At 65.3% G+C, this 15,262-nt stretch carries 12 protein-coding genes and 1 pseudogene; 10 read left to right on the forward strand and 3 right to left on the reverse strand.

All coding sequences use genetic code 11. The features are described 5' to 3' along the window. Positions 1 to 19 precede the first annotated feature (19 nt). The gene (locus tag BIWAKO_RS14815) at positions 20 to 841 is read right to left on the reverse strand and encodes an AraC family transcriptional regulator (protein ID WP_069879308.1); all 822 of its coding nucleotides are present in this window, start codon (positions 839 to 841) and stop codon (positions 20 to 22) included. A 119-nt stretch (positions 842 to 960) separates the two neighbouring features. On the opposite strand from BIWAKO_RS14815, the gene BIWAKO_RS14820 reads away from it, so the two are divergent. Next, on the forward strand, positions 961 to 2,166 hold the full coding sequence (locus tag BIWAKO_RS14820; protein WP_069879309.1) for an MFS transporter: 1,206 nt from the start codon (positions 961 to 963) through the stop codon (positions 2,164 to 2,166). A gap of 98 nt (positions 2,167 to 2,264) precedes the next feature. Here BIWAKO_RS14820 and BIWAKO_RS14825 read toward each other — a convergent pair whose 3' ends face one another. Then, entirely contained in the window at positions 2,265 to 3,251 is a 987-nt protein-coding gene (locus BIWAKO_RS14825; protein ID WP_069879310.1) for a Bug family tripartite tricarboxylate transporter substrate binding protein, read from the reverse strand. Then, entirely contained in the window at positions 3,184 to 4,386 is a 1,203-nt protein-coding gene (locus BIWAKO_RS14830) for a 4-oxalomesaconate tautomerase (RefSeq protein WP_274533583.1), read from the reverse strand. The genes BIWAKO_RS14825 and BIWAKO_RS14830 overlap by 68 nt, the downstream gene beginning before the upstream one ends. 86 nt (positions 4,387 to 4,472) lie before the next feature. Here BIWAKO_RS14830 and BIWAKO_RS14835 point away from each other — a divergent pair, with 86 nt between their 5' ends. The 9 genes and pseudogenes from BIWAKO_RS14835 (at position 4,473) to BIWAKO_RS14875 (ending at position 15,235) form a co-directional block, all read left to right on the forward strand. After that, entirely contained in the window at positions 4,473 to 5,387 is a 915-nt protein-coding gene (locus tag BIWAKO_RS14835) for a LysR family transcriptional regulator (RefSeq protein ID WP_069879312.1), read from the forward strand. Between the two features lie 192 nt (positions 5,388 to 5,579). Then, positions 5,580 to 6,557 (forward strand): prolyl aminopeptidase, encoded by a 978-nt coding sequence (gene pip / locus BIWAKO_RS14840; protein ID WP_069879313.1) that lies wholly within the window; start codon positions 5,580 to 5,582, stop codon positions 6,555 to 6,557. 10 nt (positions 6,558 to 6,567) lie between these two features. After that, positions 6,568 to 8,382: a S9 family peptidase gene (locus tag BIWAKO_RS14845; RefSeq protein ID WP_069879314.1), complete on the forward strand. Its 1,815-nt coding sequence runs from the start codon at positions 6,568 to 6,570 to the stop codon at positions 8,380 to 8,382. Between the two features lie 27 nt (positions 8,383 to 8,409). Next, positions 8,410 to 9,837, forward strand: coding sequence for a M20 family metallopeptidase (locus tag BIWAKO_RS14850; RefSeq protein ID WP_069879315.1), 1,428 nt, complete (start codon positions 8,410 to 8,412; stop codon positions 9,835 to 9,837). Positions 9,838 to 9,928: 91 nt separating this feature from the next. Further along, on the forward strand, positions 9,929 to 11,569 hold the full coding sequence (locus BIWAKO_RS14855) for an ABC transporter substrate-binding protein (protein ID WP_069879316.1): 1,641 nt from the start codon (positions 9,929 to 9,931) through the stop codon (positions 11,567 to 11,569). A 9-nt stretch (positions 11,570 to 11,578) separates the two neighbouring features. After that, positions 11,579 to 12,649 (forward strand): ABC transporter permease, encoded by a 1,071-nt coding sequence (locus tag BIWAKO_RS14860; protein ID WP_069879317.1) that lies wholly within the window; start codon positions 11,579 to 11,581, stop codon positions 12,647 to 12,649. Between the two features lie 9 nt (positions 12,650 to 12,658). Next, positions 12,659 to 13,582: an ABC transporter permease gene (locus BIWAKO_RS14865; protein WP_069879318.1), complete on the forward strand. Its 924-nt coding sequence runs from the start codon at positions 12,659 to 12,661 to the stop codon at positions 13,580 to 13,582. 70 nt (positions 13,583 to 13,652) lie between these two features. Beyond that, positions 13,653 to 14,441 (forward strand): annotated as a pseudogene (locus BIWAKO_RS14870) (ABC transporter ATP-binding protein); the annotation flags it as partial. Further along, positions 14,438 to 15,235 (forward strand): ABC transporter ATP-binding protein, encoded by a 798-nt coding sequence (locus BIWAKO_RS14875; RefSeq protein ID WP_069879319.1) that lies wholly within the window; start codon positions 14,438 to 14,440, stop codon positions 15,233 to 15,235. The pseudogene BIWAKO_RS14870 and the gene BIWAKO_RS14875, both read left to right, overlap by 4 nt. The last annotated feature ends 27 nt before the right edge of the window (positions 15,236 to 15,262 follow it).

Consider the following 15,262-nt stretch of genomic DNA (forward strand, 5'->3'; position numbering starts at 1 on the left):
CTGGCGAGCCGGCGCGGGCCTAGCGGGTCATCGAGGCCTTCATGTAGCTGCGTGGCGAGGTCCCAAGCAGGCGGCGGAACATCGTGGTGAAGGCGGCGACATTCTCGTAGCCCGCCAGCATGGCGATCTGCGTCACCGGGGTGCCTTCCGCGAGTTTCGGGAGACAGGCGAACAGGCTGGCCTGTTGCCGCCAGGTCGCGAAGCTGACGCCCGTCTCCCTGAGAAAGAAGCGTGTGAAGGTTCGGCGGCTCATCGCAAGCGCTTCCGCCCAGGTGTCGAGCCGGGCATTCGCTGACGGCGCCGCCATATAGGCCCGGCATAGCGCCGCGAGTCTCCTGTCGGGAGGGAATGGAAGGCCGAGAGGACGGGATTTGAGGGAGGCGATCTCTTCCATCAGGAGCTGAAGGCTCAATGTGAGCTTGCGGCTTCCAGCGGGTGCCTCGCGCAGGCGGATCGCTTCGATGATGAGGCTGCGCGCAAGATCCGTCACTTCGAGCACCACCGGCTGGGGATCGGCCAGGATGCCCTCCCGGGGGAGAAGATAGACCGATCTCATGCTGACATCGCTCAGCATTTCCACGGAATGCTCGAGATGGTGGGGGATCAGCAGCGCGTGGCCTGGCGGAATCATCCAGCGGCCGCGCTCGGTCGCGACTGCCACGACGCCCGAGAAGACGCAGAGCAACTGGATGCGCTGGTGGCTATGGAGAGGGATGGTGTAGCCCGCCGGATCCTCGTTGCTGTGCACCGGGATGTCGGCCTCGGCATAGGCAATCCATCCGAGGTTACGGCGGTGAGCCTCGTCGCGCGCCTCGAGCAGATGCTGCGGCAGTTTTCTCATCTTTGGCCCAAACGCAAAAGAATTCGACCGAAATACGAATGCAGGTCAAGGAGGCGCTCTGTAAAGAGGCATGGCGGCGATCAGCCGGTGTTTGCGGCCCGCGCTGGAGACGAATTGAGATGGTTGCAGCGTTCCCCGGGACCCGGTCCCGTTTCGAGAAGACGACGACATCGATCCTGCTGGCGGTGAGCTTCTGCCACCTGCTCAACGATGTGATGCAATCGCTTCTTGCCTCGCTCTACCCGCTGTTCAAGGCAAATTACGCTCTCGATTTCGTCCAGATCGGCCTGTTGACCATGACCTTCCAGGTCACGGCCTCGCTGCTGCAGCCGGTCGTCGGGATGGTGACCGACCGCTGGCCGATGCCCTATTCGCTGCCGGCCGGGATGGCCTGCACCTGCGCTGGACTGATCCTGCTGGGCAATGCGCATAGCTTTGCGATGCTGCTCGTGGCGGCGAGCCTGATCGGCTTCGGTTCCGCAATCTTCCACCCGGAAGCGTCTCGGGTGGCTCGCCTGGCCTCCGGCGGCCGCCACGGTCTGGCGCAATCGCTTTTCCAGGTTGGCGGCAATATGGGCTCGGCCATCGGACCGCTGCTCGCGGCCTTCGTGGTGCTGCCGTTCGGCCAGGGCAGCGTGGCGTGGTTCTCGGCCATCGCGATGCTGGGCATGATCGTGCTCGGCTGGGTCGGGGCCTGGTATGCCGGCCATCGCCGCCAGAATGCCAGCCGTCCTGCCGTCAGCCGTGCACTGCCGCTGCCGCAGGGGCGCGTTGCCCTGGCGTTTCTCATCCTCGTGCTGCTGACCGCGACCAAGAACGTCTACATGGCCAGTATCTCGAGCTATTTCACCTTTTACGTGATCGACCAGTTCCAGCTCGGCATGCGGGACGCGCAGCTGATGCTGTTCCTCTTCCTGGCGGCGGCGGCTGCTGGGACCTTTCTGGGCGGGCCGATCGGAGACCGGTTCGGAGCGCGTTTCGTGATCTGGTTCTCGATCCTGGGTGTGATCCCGTTCGCGCTGCTCCTGCCTTATGCGAACCTGTTCTGGACGGGCGTGCTGAGCGTCGTGATCGGCTTGATCTTCGCCTCGGCATTCTCTGCGATTGTCGTCTTCGCGCAGGAACTCGTGCCGGGCCGTGTCGGCCTGATCGCGGGCGTGTTCTTCGGCTTTGCCTTTGGCGCGGGCGGACTTGGAGCGGCCCTGCTCGGCAACTTCGCCGATACGCACGGTATCGCCTTCGTCTACCGCGTCTGCTCCTACCTGCCGCTGCTGGGGCTGCTTACGATCCTGCTGCCTCGCCTGCCGCAAAGGGGCGAGAGCTAGGCCCCGGAATCGCTCAAGCCTGATGAGTACGCTTGCGTCACGGCCTGCCGCTGGCGGGCCGTGACGCAGGTCCTTGTATGGAATGGCCTATCCCGAGCCTAGTTTACCGCGATCTGGGCCTGCTTGATGATGCCGGCCCAGCGCTTCGACTCCGCTTCCATCATCGCAGCGAACTCGGCCGGTGTATTGCCGATCGGCTCGGCGCCTTCGTTCTTCAGCCGTTCGCGGATCGTCGCGTCGTTGATGGCTTCGATGGTGGCAGTGCGGAGCTTTGCAGCGACATCCTTCGGCGTACCCTTCGGCACGACGAAGCCGTACCAGGCTGTCGCCTCGTAAGTGGCCCAGCCGCTTTCGGCGACCGAGGGCACCTCGGGGAAGAGCTTGGCCCGCTCCTTGCCCGTCACCGCCAGCGCGCGCACCTTGCTGCCTTCGATCAGTCCGAGAACCGACGGCACCGTGGTGATCATGAAGTCGGACTGGCCGGCGAGCAGGTCGGTCAGGGCCGGGCCCGCGCCGCGATAGGGCACGTGCACGGCAGTGAACTGCGCCATCTGCGCCAGCAGAACGGTTGCCAGGTGGCTGGCCGAACCATTGCCGGCAGACCCGTAGGTCAGTTTGCCCGGATTCTTCTCGCCGAAGCTGATCAGGTCCTTGATCGTCTTGTGGGGCGAATTCTGCGCCACGACGACGACCAGCGGGGCCGCGGATATCAGCGTGATCGGGTCGAAGGCCGTCAGCGGATCGACCTTGACGTTCTTGAACAGGTGCGGATTGACCACCATCGGGCCCTGATTGGCCATCAGCACGGTGTAGCCATCCGCCGGGGAGGTGGCGGCCTGTGCGGTGATCAGGTTGCCACCGGCCGATCCGTTATTCTCTACGACCAGCGACTGGCCGAGCTTTTCCCCAACGCCCTGGGCGACCAGACGCGCGATCGCGTCCGTTCCGCCGCCGGCCGCGTAAGGCACCAGCAGGCGCATCGGCCGCTCGGGAAATGCCGCCTGAGCGAATGCCAGCTCAGGCAGACAGGCGCTGGCGGCTGCAGTCGTCAGCAGGCTGCAGAAGTGGCGACGCGTCGGTGTCATGATGGGAATTTCCTCCGATTGCAGTCCCTTCTGGCAGCGCGCCAATCGCGCTGGCGGGGACGATGACATGGCCTTCAAAGATACGGCGCGCGGTACGCACCAGGCTGGCTCTGGCAACCTGGCCAGATGCGTCGAGAGCGAGATCGACCTGGATACGGCCGCTCGGATGTTCGATCGTCACCAGCGAGACGGCGTCCGCGAGGCTGACGTCCTGCGCAACACTGCCGGCGACCTGACTGGCGACGGCGATGCAGAGTGCGCCGGTGACGGCATGGCTGCGATGGCAGCGGTCCGGCGTGAAATAGCGTGAAGTCAGGCTGCCGCCCTGACGGGCCTTCGAGAGCACTCCGATCTTGGGAATGACCCGGCCGGCGACGTCTCCAAGACCCATGCGCCTGCCCGCCTCGCGCCGGATCTCCTCCAGCCGCGCCAGCAGGGCCGTATTCGCGTCGAGATCCGCCGGCGACTCGTCACCGGCAAGGCCGAAATCGGTAGCGCGGACGAGCAGCATCGGCGTGGCATAGTCGATCAACGTGACCGGCACACCATCGATCAACTCGCGCGGCTGGCCGGTCGGCAGCAGGGAGCCGGTCTTGGAGCCGACAGCTTCGAGGAAGGTCAGCTTGATCGGGGCTGCAGTGCCTGAAACGCCGTCGATTGCGGTTGCGCCGTCATACTCGACACGTTTGCCGGGGGTCTGCACCACCGCCTCGATCAGCGAGGCGGTATTGCGGTTGTAGATCCGAACCATCGTCTCACCATCGCATGCCGGCACGAGGCCGGCCTCGATGGCGAAGGGGCCGATGGCGGAGAGCATGTTGCCGCAGTTCGGACCGAGATCCACATGAGCCCGGTCGACGGCGACCTGGGCGAAGAGGTAATCGATATCGGCATCCGGGCGTGACGCATTGCCGACGATGGCGACCTTGCTGGTCAGCGAATTGCCGCCCCCGATCCCGTCGAGCTGCAGCGTGTGAGGCGACCCCATTGCCGCGAGCAGCACGCGGTCGCGCGCCGCCGGGTCGGCCGGCAGATCGGTTTCCAGGAAGAACGGGCCGCGGGATGTGCCGCCGCGCATCAGCACACAGGGAATGCGCAGGGCACGTGCATGAGCGGGCTTGAGTGGATCGGGCAAGGGCGGCGTCCTGCGGTGGGTGACGGGCTCTCATCCCAGATCGCGAAACCGCTGTGAAATGCAGAGATCGGTGCTATTGATGCGTCATGAGCATCAATTTCGAAGCGCTTGATCTGCGCGCGTTCATTGCTGTGGTTGAACTGGAGGGGTTCCACCGCGCCGCGGAGGCCCTCAACATGTCGCAGCCGGCGCTGAGCCGGCGCATCCAGCGACTCGAGGCAGCGGTCGGCGCGGCCCTGCTCGAACGCACGACGCGGCGCGTGGCGCTGACCATGGTCGGGCGTGAGATGCTGCCGCTGGTGCGGCGCATGCTAGACGAGTTCGATTCATCGATCTTCGCGATGCGCGATCTCGGCACAAGGCGGGCAGGGCAGATCGCGCTCGCCTGTGTGCCGACGGCAGCGTTCTACTTCCTGCCCTCGGTGATCGCGCGGTTCTCGGAGCAGTATCCCAATATTCGGTTCCGGATCCTCGACCTCTCGGCCAATGACGGCCTGGAGAGCGTGGCGCGCGGCGAGGTCGAATTCGGCATCAATCTACTCGGCGGCTCCGATCCCGATCTGAGCTTCGAGCCGCTGCTTGAAGACCCGTTCGTCCTCGCCTGCCGGCGCGACCATATCCTGGCGGGCAAGCCATCGCTCGCCTGGGCCGATCTCGAAGGGCATCCACTGGTCACCGTCAGCCGGGCGAGCGGCAATCGCGCCATCCTCGACGCGGCCCTGGTGAGGGTCGGTGTGCGGCTGGACTGGTCGTTCGAAGTCACGCATCTGTCGACCTCGCTGGGGCTGGTCGAAGCCGGGCTTGGCATCTCGGTTTTGCCGCGCCTTGCAACGCCGACCGGAGAGCATCCCATCATCGTGACACGCCCGATCCGGGATCCGGAGGTCTCGCGGACCATTGGTGTTGTGCGTCGCCGCGGCGTTCGCCTTGCTCCGGCGGCGGAGCGCTTTCTCGATATGCTGCTGGGGACATGGCGAGGGCCTCTGCCTCAGCGGAAATAGGAGCCTGCCCGCGCGGCTGGCCGCGGCGCCCGAGGCGACAGGAGGTCGGGGACGGGTATGCTGCAAAACTATTCCACAGGCGCATAACATCGAACCCAAATTGCATTAGCCAGCATCGGGCCGAGCGTGGCATCGTTAGGTCATCGAGATGGTTGAGCGCTGGCTTCAGCGCATTTTTCGTTGGAGCAAGGCGTGTCGGCCTACGATGACGTTCTTTACCCCGCGCTTGAGCCTTACCGCGCCTTTCGGCTTGCGGTGGGGGGCGCGCATGAACTCCATGTCGAGACGAGCGGCAATCGCGACGGCATTCCGGTCGTTTTTCTGCATGGCGGTCCGGGCGGCGGCACCAAGCCGGCCCAGCGCCGCACCTTCGACCCTGCCGTCTTCAATATCGTGACCTTCGACCAGCGCGGCGCCGGGAAATCGACCCCGCATGCCGAGCTCGACGGCAACACGACGCAGGACCTGATCGCCGATCTGGAGCGCATCCGCAGCCATCTTGGCATCGAGCGCTGGCTCGTCACCGGCGGGTCCTGGGGCAGCTGTCTTGGGCTCGCCTATGGCCAGAGCCATCCCGAGCGCTGTCTCGGGTTCCGTCTGCATGGCATCTTCATGGCGCAGCGCTCGGAGATCGACTGGTGGTTCCAGGGCTCGCGCATGATCTTCCCGGATCATTGGGATACTTTCGCCGAATTCGTGCCGGAGGTGGAGCGCCATGATCTGCTCTTGGCCTACTACAAGCGCCTGACCAGCGACGATGCCGGGTTGCGTGCTGCCGCTGCCGTCAGCCTCAGGACCTTTTCGGCGCAGACCCAGACGTTCCTGCCCGACCCGGACCATGTCGCGACGCTGACCGACACCGACGCCGCGCTCGCGATCTCCCGGATCTTCACGCATTACTGCATGAACGGGGCTTTCCTTCCCCCTGGCCAATTGCTGAGCGACATCGGTCGCATCCGCCATCTGCCGGCCGAGATCGTGCAGGGGCGCTACGATACGGTGACGCCGATGAGCACGGCCTGGCAGCTGAAGAAGGCCTGGCCCGAAGCCCGGTTCACGATCGTGACCGAGGCGAACCACGCAGCGACGCCGAATGCGCCGGCGTTGTCGCAAGCCCTGCGCGAGGCAACGGACCGGTTGCGCGATGTGATGCTGGCCAAGGCGGCCTGAGGGAGAGCCCATGTACGAGGCCGCAAACCAGATTCGCATCGGCATCGAGCCCTATCTCGAGGTCCGGAGCGCAAAGAGCCCCGCCATCGCTCCCGACGGCGAATTGCTGGCTTATCTCAGCGACGAGAGCGGCACGCACCAGATCTGGCTGAGGCCGCTCGCGGGCGGAGCGCCCTGGCGCCTGACCGATATGCCGGAGCCGATCGGCGCGATCTCCTTCAACCCCAAGGGCCGCGACCTGCTCTTCACTATGGATTGCGGTGGCGACGAGCGGCATCAGCTCTGGCTGGTGCCGGGCGCGTCCGGAGTGCCTGAGCCGCTCACCGATGACCCGACGGTCGTGCATGCCTGGGGAGCCTGGGCGCCGGACGGACAACGCATCGCGTTCACCTCCAATGCCCGCGATTGCGAGCATATGGACGTTTACATCATGGATCTCGCAACGCGCACGGCCAAGCGCGTCCATCAAGGCTCCGGCTATCGTGAGGCGGTTGCCTTCTTCCCCGATGGCAAGTCGCTGCTCGTTGCCAATGCCACGCGTTCGATGAGCGATCAGGATCTGTATCGCCTCGATCTCGAGACCGGCGCCCTTACACCATTGCTGCCGCATGAGGGCCGTGCGCGCTATGTCGTCAGCCGCATGAAGAAGGATGGCAGCGGCTTCTTCTTCGTGTCCGATCAGGGGCGCGAGCATCTCTGCGTCGCCTTCTGTGCACTGGCCGAGGGCCGCGTCACCTGGATCGTCGAGCGGGAGAAGCAGGATATCGAGGCGATCGCGCTCGCGCCCGACCAGGGGCGCCTTGCCTATGTCGCGAATGACGAGGGTTGGAACCGCGTCTTCATTCGTGATCTCGCGACGGCCAAGGAGTTCGAGGTCGCCGGCTTGCCGCGCGGGACCATCGGCTCGGTGGCCTGGGTTCCCGATGGCAGCGGCCTCGTGTTCCCGCTCGATGGTGCAACCTCGTCCCCGGATATCTGGCGCTTCGATGTGGCCACGCGCACGGCAACACGGCTGACGGATGCATCCAAGGCAGGTCTCGATTCAAGCAGCTTTATCGAGCCCAGCGTCGAGCGCGTCGCGAGCTTCGACGGTCTCGACGTGCCCTTCTTCGTCTACCGGCCGCGGAGCAAGGCTCCGGCGGGCGGCTATCCGGCAGTGGTCGTGGTGCATGGCGGACCGGAAGCGCAGTGGACGCCGATTTTCCGGGCCGACCTGCAGTTCTTCCTGAGCCAGGGCATCATGGTCGTCGCCCCCAACGTGCGTGGCTCGACCGGCTACGGCCGCACCTACCAGCATCTAGACGACAAGCATCTGCGCATGGACAGTGTCGCGGATCTCAAGGCGGTGCGGTTGTGGCTGCGCGAACAGCCGGAGGTCGATGACGCGCGCGTTGCGGTCTATGGGCGCTCGTATGGCGGCTTCATGGTGCTCGCGGCGCTGACCGAACAACCCGAATTGTGGAAGGTCGGCGTCGAGTTCTACGGCATCGCCAATTTCCTGACGATGCTCGAAACCACGGGGCCGTGGCGGAAGTATCTGCGCGCGGTCGAATATGGTGATCTCGTTGCCGACCGAGACGACCTGATCCGCTTCTCGCCGATCCACAAGGCAGGCTGCATCCGCGCGCCACTGTTCGTCGCGCAGGGGCTCGACGATCCGCGTGTGCCTCCTGGCGAGAGCGAGATGATCTATTCGGTGCTGCGCGGCCGCGGCCATCCGGTCGAATATGTCCGCATCCCGCATGAGGGCCATGGCTTCGCCCGGATCGAGAACCGGCGCACGGTCTTCGGGGCCGTCGCGCGCTTTCTGCGCAAGCATCTGTGACAGCATCTGGAATGCGAGAGGACGCCCATGCGTAATTCCGAGACGATCTGGCAGTTGGTCGATGCGAAGCGGCAGCCCTTCGAGGCGCTGAGCGACCGGGTCTGGGGCATGCCCGAGATCGCTTATACCGAGTATCGCTCGGTCGCCGAGCATACGGCGATGCTGAAGGAGCAGGGCTTCCGCGTTACCGAGAATGTCGCCGGTATTCCGACTGCGGTGATGGGCGAAGCCGGCGAGGGCGGTCCGGTGATCGCCTTTCTCGGCGAATATGATGCTCTGCCCGGCCTGAGCCAGGAGGCGAATATCGCCGTGCCGCGCCCGGTCGAGGGTGGCGGACATGGCCATGGCTGCGGCCACAACATGCTCGGCTCGGCCGCGCTGCTGGCCGCAACCGCGCTCAAGGACTGGCTTGCCGAGACGGGGCGCCCTGGGCGGGTGCGCTATTTCGGCTGCCCGGCGGAAGAGGGTGGCGCAGCGAAGGCCTTCATGGTGCGGGCCGGCGCCTTCGACGATGTCGATGTCGCCATCACCTGGCACCCGGCGTCGATGACGCGGGTCGACGAGGCGCTGTCGCTCGCCAATACGCGCATGGACTTCCACTTCACCGGCCGCGCCTCGCACGCGGCGGCGGCGCCGCATCTCGGACGCAGCGCACTCGATGCCGTCGAGTTGATGAACGTCGGCGTCAACTACATGCGCGAGCACATGCCGTCGGATGCTCGCATCCACTATGCCATGCTCGATTCCGGCGGTATCGCGCCGAACGTCGTGCAGGCTTCGGCAAAGGTGCGCTATGCGATCCGCGCCCGCGACCTCGCGGGCATGCTGGAGCTCAATGAACGGGTCAAGAAAGTCGCCGAGGGGGCGGCGCTGATGACCGAGACCAAGGTCTCGATCTCGATCATGAGCGCGGTTTCCAACATGCTCGGCAATACGCCGCTCGAAGAGGCGATGTTCCAGAACATCCAGCGCCTCGGGCCGGTGCCGTTCGACGATGCCGACCGCGCCTACGCCGCGCAGATCCAGGCGACGCTGAGCGAGGCCGACATCCTGAACGACTATCGCCGTACCGGCGTTGCGCCGCGCGAGAACACTCCGCTCTGCGATTTTGTGATCCCCAGGGATGCCAGAGGCGTGCCGATGGTCGGCTCGACCGACGTCGCGGATGTCAGCTGGAAGGTGCCGACCATCCAGGCGCGCGTCGCAACGCATGCCATCGGCACGCCCGGGCATTCCTGGCAGATCACCGCGCAAGGCAAGGCCCCGGCCGCGCATAAGGGCATGGTTCATGCCGCCAAGATCATGGCCGGCACTGCCGTCGACGTGATGAGCGACGAGACGCTGCTGGCGCGCGCCAAGAAGGACCACCAGGAGCGGACGACCAGGACGCCCTATATCTGCCCGATCCCGGCCGAGGTGAAGCCGCCGATCCAGCCGCGGCCGGAAGCCGCCTGAGCCTTTCAGCCGGGCCTGCGCGGGAGACAGCGCAGGCCCGGCGACCACACCAAATCTTGACCAAGAACAATCACGAGAGCGGGAACTGACGATGGCCAAGCAAGACCAGTCGACCGAGACGCGTGCTCCGCGCGCTGCGCGGTATCTTCTTTCAAGCGTCGCCGCTGCGGCGGCCGTTTGCGCTGCGGCCACGACGGCTGGTGCCGCCACCCCCAAGAACGCCCTGGTGATGGCGTGGAACATCGACGCGATCAGCACTTTCGATCCGGCCCAGGTCGGCGAGGTCGTGACCAACGAGATCCTGCAGAACACGTGCGACACGCTGGTCGATTTCGACCCGGCGGACGAGCGCAAGGTCGTCCCGCTCTTCGCCGAGCGCTGGGATGTCTCGGCGGATCGCAAGGAGATCACTTTCCACCTGCGCAAGGGCGCCAAGTTCCCGTCCGGCAACCCGGTGACCGCGGAGGATGTCCTCTGGTCGCTGCGCCGCGTGGTCAAACTCAATTTCGGCAATGCCGCAACCCTGACCGAGTACGGTTTCACCAAGGACACGGTCGATCAGCGCATCGTGGCGCCGGATGCCAATACGGTCGTGTTCAAGCTCGACAAGGCCTATCCGACGACGTTGATCCTGCAGGCGATCGCCGCCAACCGCGTCGCCGCCGTGATGGACATGAAGACCATCATGGCCAATGAGCAGAATGGCGATCTCGGCAATAAATATCTCGGCACCCGCACGGCCTGCGTCGGCCCCTACAAGCTGACGCGCTGGAACGCCGGCGAGTCCATCGTACTCGAGGCGAATGAGGGCTATTGGGGCAAGGCTCCGGCGCTGAAGCGCGTGCTGATCCGGCATGTTGCGGAAGCCGGCACCCAGCGCCTGCTGCTGGGGCAGGGCGACGTCGACGTCGCGCGTGACCTGACGCCCGAGGACGTCAAGGACCTCGAAGCTTCGAAGGATGTCTCGATCCTCAAGGTTCTGCGGCCGCAGCTGTTCTTCTGGAACTTCAACGTTGCGGACGGTCCCTTCTCCAAGGAGAAGGTGCGCCTCGCGATGCGCTACCTGATCGACTATGACGGTCTCGGCAAGACGATCATGACCTATCTCGGCGTGCCGCGCGCGAGCTTCGCGCAGCTTGGAGCGGTCGGCGCGCTGGACGAGAAGGAGGGCCAGCCCTTCAAGCTCGACCTCGACAAGGCCAAGCAGCTCCTGACCGAGGCGGGCTATCCGAACGGTTTCGAAGCCAGCCTGATCTTCGGCACCTTGCCGCATTCGGCGCCGATCGCCCAAAGCGTGCAGCAGAACGCCTCCAAGATCGGCGTGAAGCTGTCGCTCGAGCGGATGGCCAATGCCCAGCTGTTCAGCAAGGTCCGCGGCCGCGAATTCCAGTCGGCGATGCTGGCCTGGCAGACCGGCGTGCCCGATGCGCATGGGAATGCCTCGCGCCTCGTCTTCAATCCCGACAACCGGGCCGAGGCGAAGCAGACGCAGTATCCGAGCTGGCGTTCGTCGTATCAGGACCTGGCGCTCAACGCCAAGATCGACGAAGCCCTGCTGGAAGCCGATACGGCCAAGCGCGACGCGCTTTACGCCGAGATCCAGAAGGACGTCATGGCCAAGGGGCCGATGGCCTTCATGTTCCAGATGTACAACATCGCGGGTGTCCGCAAGGACCTGAAGGACTGGAGCTGGACCGGCTTCAAGACCTACTACGCCCGAACCAGCAAGTAAGGCCGGCCGGTGTCCGAAGTCGCCGAGGTCGGCTCCCGTCGGTTTGCAAGTCCAGGGCGGAAGGGTCTTCCGTCCTGGGTCTGGGCAACCGGAAGGACCATCATTTCCGTTGCTGTGACCCTGTTCGGGCTCGCGGCGCTCACCTTCTTCATCGGCCGCCTGCTGCCGCTCGATCCCGTTGCCGCCGTGCTTGGCGACAACGCGACCCAGGAAGCCTATGATGCGATGTACCGGCAGCTCAGTCTCGACCAGCCGCTCTGGGTGCAGTTCGCGCGCTATGTCTGGGGCATCCTGCATCTCGATTTCGGGACGGCGCTGAACACCGGGAAACCGGTGATCGAGGACATCGCCCGCGTCTTCCCGGCGACGATCGAGCTTGCCAGCGTGGCGATCATCATCGGTACCGGCCTCGGCATTCCGATGGGCGTGCTCGCTGCCATGTACCGCGACACGTGGATCGACCAGTCGTCGCGCATTATCGGGTTGATCGGCTATTCCGCCCCCAATTTCTGGCTCGGGCTGATGGGGCTCGTCCTGTTCTACGCTACCCTCGGCTGGGTGGCCGGGCCGGGGCGCATCGACTTCACCTATGAGTTCGACCTCGAGCCGGTGACGGGCTTCCTGCTGATCGACAGCGCCATGGCCGGCAACTGGGAGATGTTCGGCAACGCCTTCTCGCACATCATCCTGCCAGCCTCGATCCTGGCCTTCGGTGCGTTTGCCTATATCAGCCGGATGACGCGCAGCTTCATGATCGAGCAGCTCAGCCAGGAGTACGTGGTGACGGCGCGGGTCAAGGGCCTGTCCTGGTCGCGCACCGTCTGGGGCCATGCCTTCCGCAACATTGCCGTGCAGGTCGTGACCGTCGTGGCGCTCTCCTACGCCTTCCTGCTGGAAGGCGCGGTGCTCACGGAGACCGTCTTCGCCTGGCCCGGATTCGGTCGCTACCTGACAAATGCCCTGCTGGTTGGCGACATGAATGCCGTGGTCGGCTGCACGCTGCTCGTCGGCGTCATCTTCGTCACGCTCAATCTGCTCTGCGACCTGCTCTACCGGGTCTTCGACCCGCGCACCCGGTGAAGGCACGCCATGTCCGCTCCCCCTCTTGAAACGTCCGGTACAGGCCTCAAGGCCTGGCTTACGGCCCCCGTCCCGGCCTCGCCATTCCAGGCGCGGATGCAGCAGCTGTCCCTGAAATGGTGGCGGCTGAAGGCCAACCCGTCGGCGCTGTTTGGGCTGGCCGTCATCGTGCTCATCGTGCTGGCGGCATTGTTTGCGCCGCTGATCGCGACGCATGACATCTATGCCCAGGATCTCGGCAAGCGGCTGATGCGGCCGTCCGCGGCGCATTGGCTCGGCACGGACGAGCTTGGTCGCGATATCTTCAGCCGGCTTATCTTCGGTGCGCGCATCACGCTCTACATCGCCTTGCTGACGGCGATCATCGTCGCGCCGCTCGGCCTCATCATCGGCACCACCTCCGGCTATCTCGGTGGCTGGGTCGATATCGTGCTGATGCGCGTGGTCGATGTCTTCCTGGCCTTCCCGAGCCTGGTGCTGGCGCTCGCCTTCGTCGCCGCGCTCGGCCCGGGCATCGAGAACGCCATCATCGCGATTGCGCTCGCCGCCTGGCCACCGATCGCCCGGCTTGCCCGGGCGGAAACCCTGTCGATCCGCAAGTCGGACTATATTGCCGCCGTGCGGCTGCAGGGAGCCTCGCCGTTGCGCATCATCCTTGGCCATGTCGTGCCGATGTGCATTCCCTCCGTCGTGGTGCGCCTCACGCTCAACATGGCGGCGATCATCCTCACCGCTGCGGGGCTCGGTTTCCTCGGCCTCGGTGCGCAGCCGCCAAGCCCGGAATGGGGCGCCATGCTGGCTTCCGGCCGGGAGTTCATTTTGACCAATGGCTGGATCGCGGCCATTCCCGGCACTGCCATCCTGATTACCAGCCTCGCCTTCAACCTCTTCGGTGATGGCCTGCGCGATATCCTGGATCCGCGTCATGGCTAAGCCGTTGCTCGAGGTCGAGGACCTCTTCGTCTCCTTCAAGGGGGCTCATCGCACCACCCAGGCGGTCCGGGGCATCTCGTTCAACGTCGGCCGGGAGAAGGTCGGTATCGTCGGCGAGTCCGGTTCGGGCAAGTCGCTCACCGGGCGCACGGTGCTGAAGCTGACGCCGAAGGCCGCACATATCGACGCCAGGCGGCTCTCCTTCGACGGCATCGACCTGCTCGCTGCCAGCGAGCGGCAGATGCGGAGCATTCGTGGCAACCGCATCTCGATGATCCTGCAGGACCCGAAATTCTCGCTCAATCCACTGATGCGGGTCGGCCAGCAGATCACCGAAGCCTACCGCCTGCATCACAAGGTCGGCCGGCGCGAGGCCGAGGCGCGGGCGCTGGCTATGCTCGAGGCGGTGAAGATCCGCGATCCCGACCGCGTCTACCAGCTCTTCCCGCACGAGGTTTCAGGCGGCATGGGGCAGCGCATCATGATTGCCATGATGCTCATTCCCGAGCCGGACCTGATCATTGCCGACGAGCCGACTTCGGCCCTCGACGTGACGGTGCGAAGGCAGGTCCTGACCATTCTCGACGAGCTGGTCACGCGGCGTGGCGCCGGTCTGATGTTCATCAGCCATGACCTCAACCTCGTCGCCGATTTCTGCGACCGGGTGCTGGTCATGTATGCCGGCCGGATCATGGAGGACATCGCCGCACGCGACCTCCGCAATGCGCGTCACCCCTATACGCGCGCGCTGCTCGACAGCCTGCCGCGGCTCGACCGCGCCACCGACATGCTCCAGGTCCCGAGCCGCGACCCGGCCTGGCTCGACGGGCCGACGATCCGCAGCGGAGTGGCGACATGAGTGCTCCGGCCACGAACGCCTCTGGGGCTGCGCGGGACACCGCTCTTGCCGTCAGCCATCTCAACATCACCTTCGGCAGCGGTGCAGCCGCGATGACCGCGGTCGACGACGTCTCCTTCACGCTCGGTCACGGTGAAGCCTTCGGGCTGATCGGGGAGTCCGGCTGCGGCAAGTCGACGATCCTGCGCGCGCTCGTCGGGCTCAACCGCGATTACGAGGGCACGATCAGGTTCCGCGACACGGTGGTGCCGCGCCAGCGCGACAAGAGCTTTTTTCGCCGGGTGCAGATGGTCTTCCAGGACCCCTATGCGTCGCTTCATCCGCGCAAGATGGTGCAATACGTCCTGGCCGAACCTCTCCGGATTCACGGGTTCGACAGGCATCAGGAACGCATCGACGAAATCCTGTCCGCCGTCGGGCTCGGTCCGTCATTCCGTTATCGCTTCCCGCATGAGCTTTCGGGCGGCCAGCGCCAGCGCGTCGCCATCGCACGCGCGCTCATCATCGAGCCGGAACTGCTGCTCCTCGACGAGCCGACCTCGGCGCTCGACGTCTCGGTTCAGGCCGAAATCCTCAACCTGCTGAAGCAGCTCCGGCGCGCCCGCGACTTGACCTATCTGATGGTCAGCCACGACCTCGCGGTGGTGACGCATCTGTGCGAGCGCGTCGGCATGATGAGCGAAGGGCGCATCATCGAGGAGATGAGCGCGGAGGATGTGCGCGCCGGCCGCGCTGCCGAGCCCTACACGCGTGAATTCCTGGAGGCGAGCACGGGGTACCGGCCAGCCTCGTGACGGCAATCCTCAGGGGGAAGGCGATTT

Source organism: Bosea sp. BIWAKO-01 (assembly GCF_001748145.1).
In the GTDB taxonomy this organism is placed as follows: domain Bacteria; phylum Pseudomonadota; class Alphaproteobacteria; order Rhizobiales; family Beijerinckiaceae; genus Allobosea.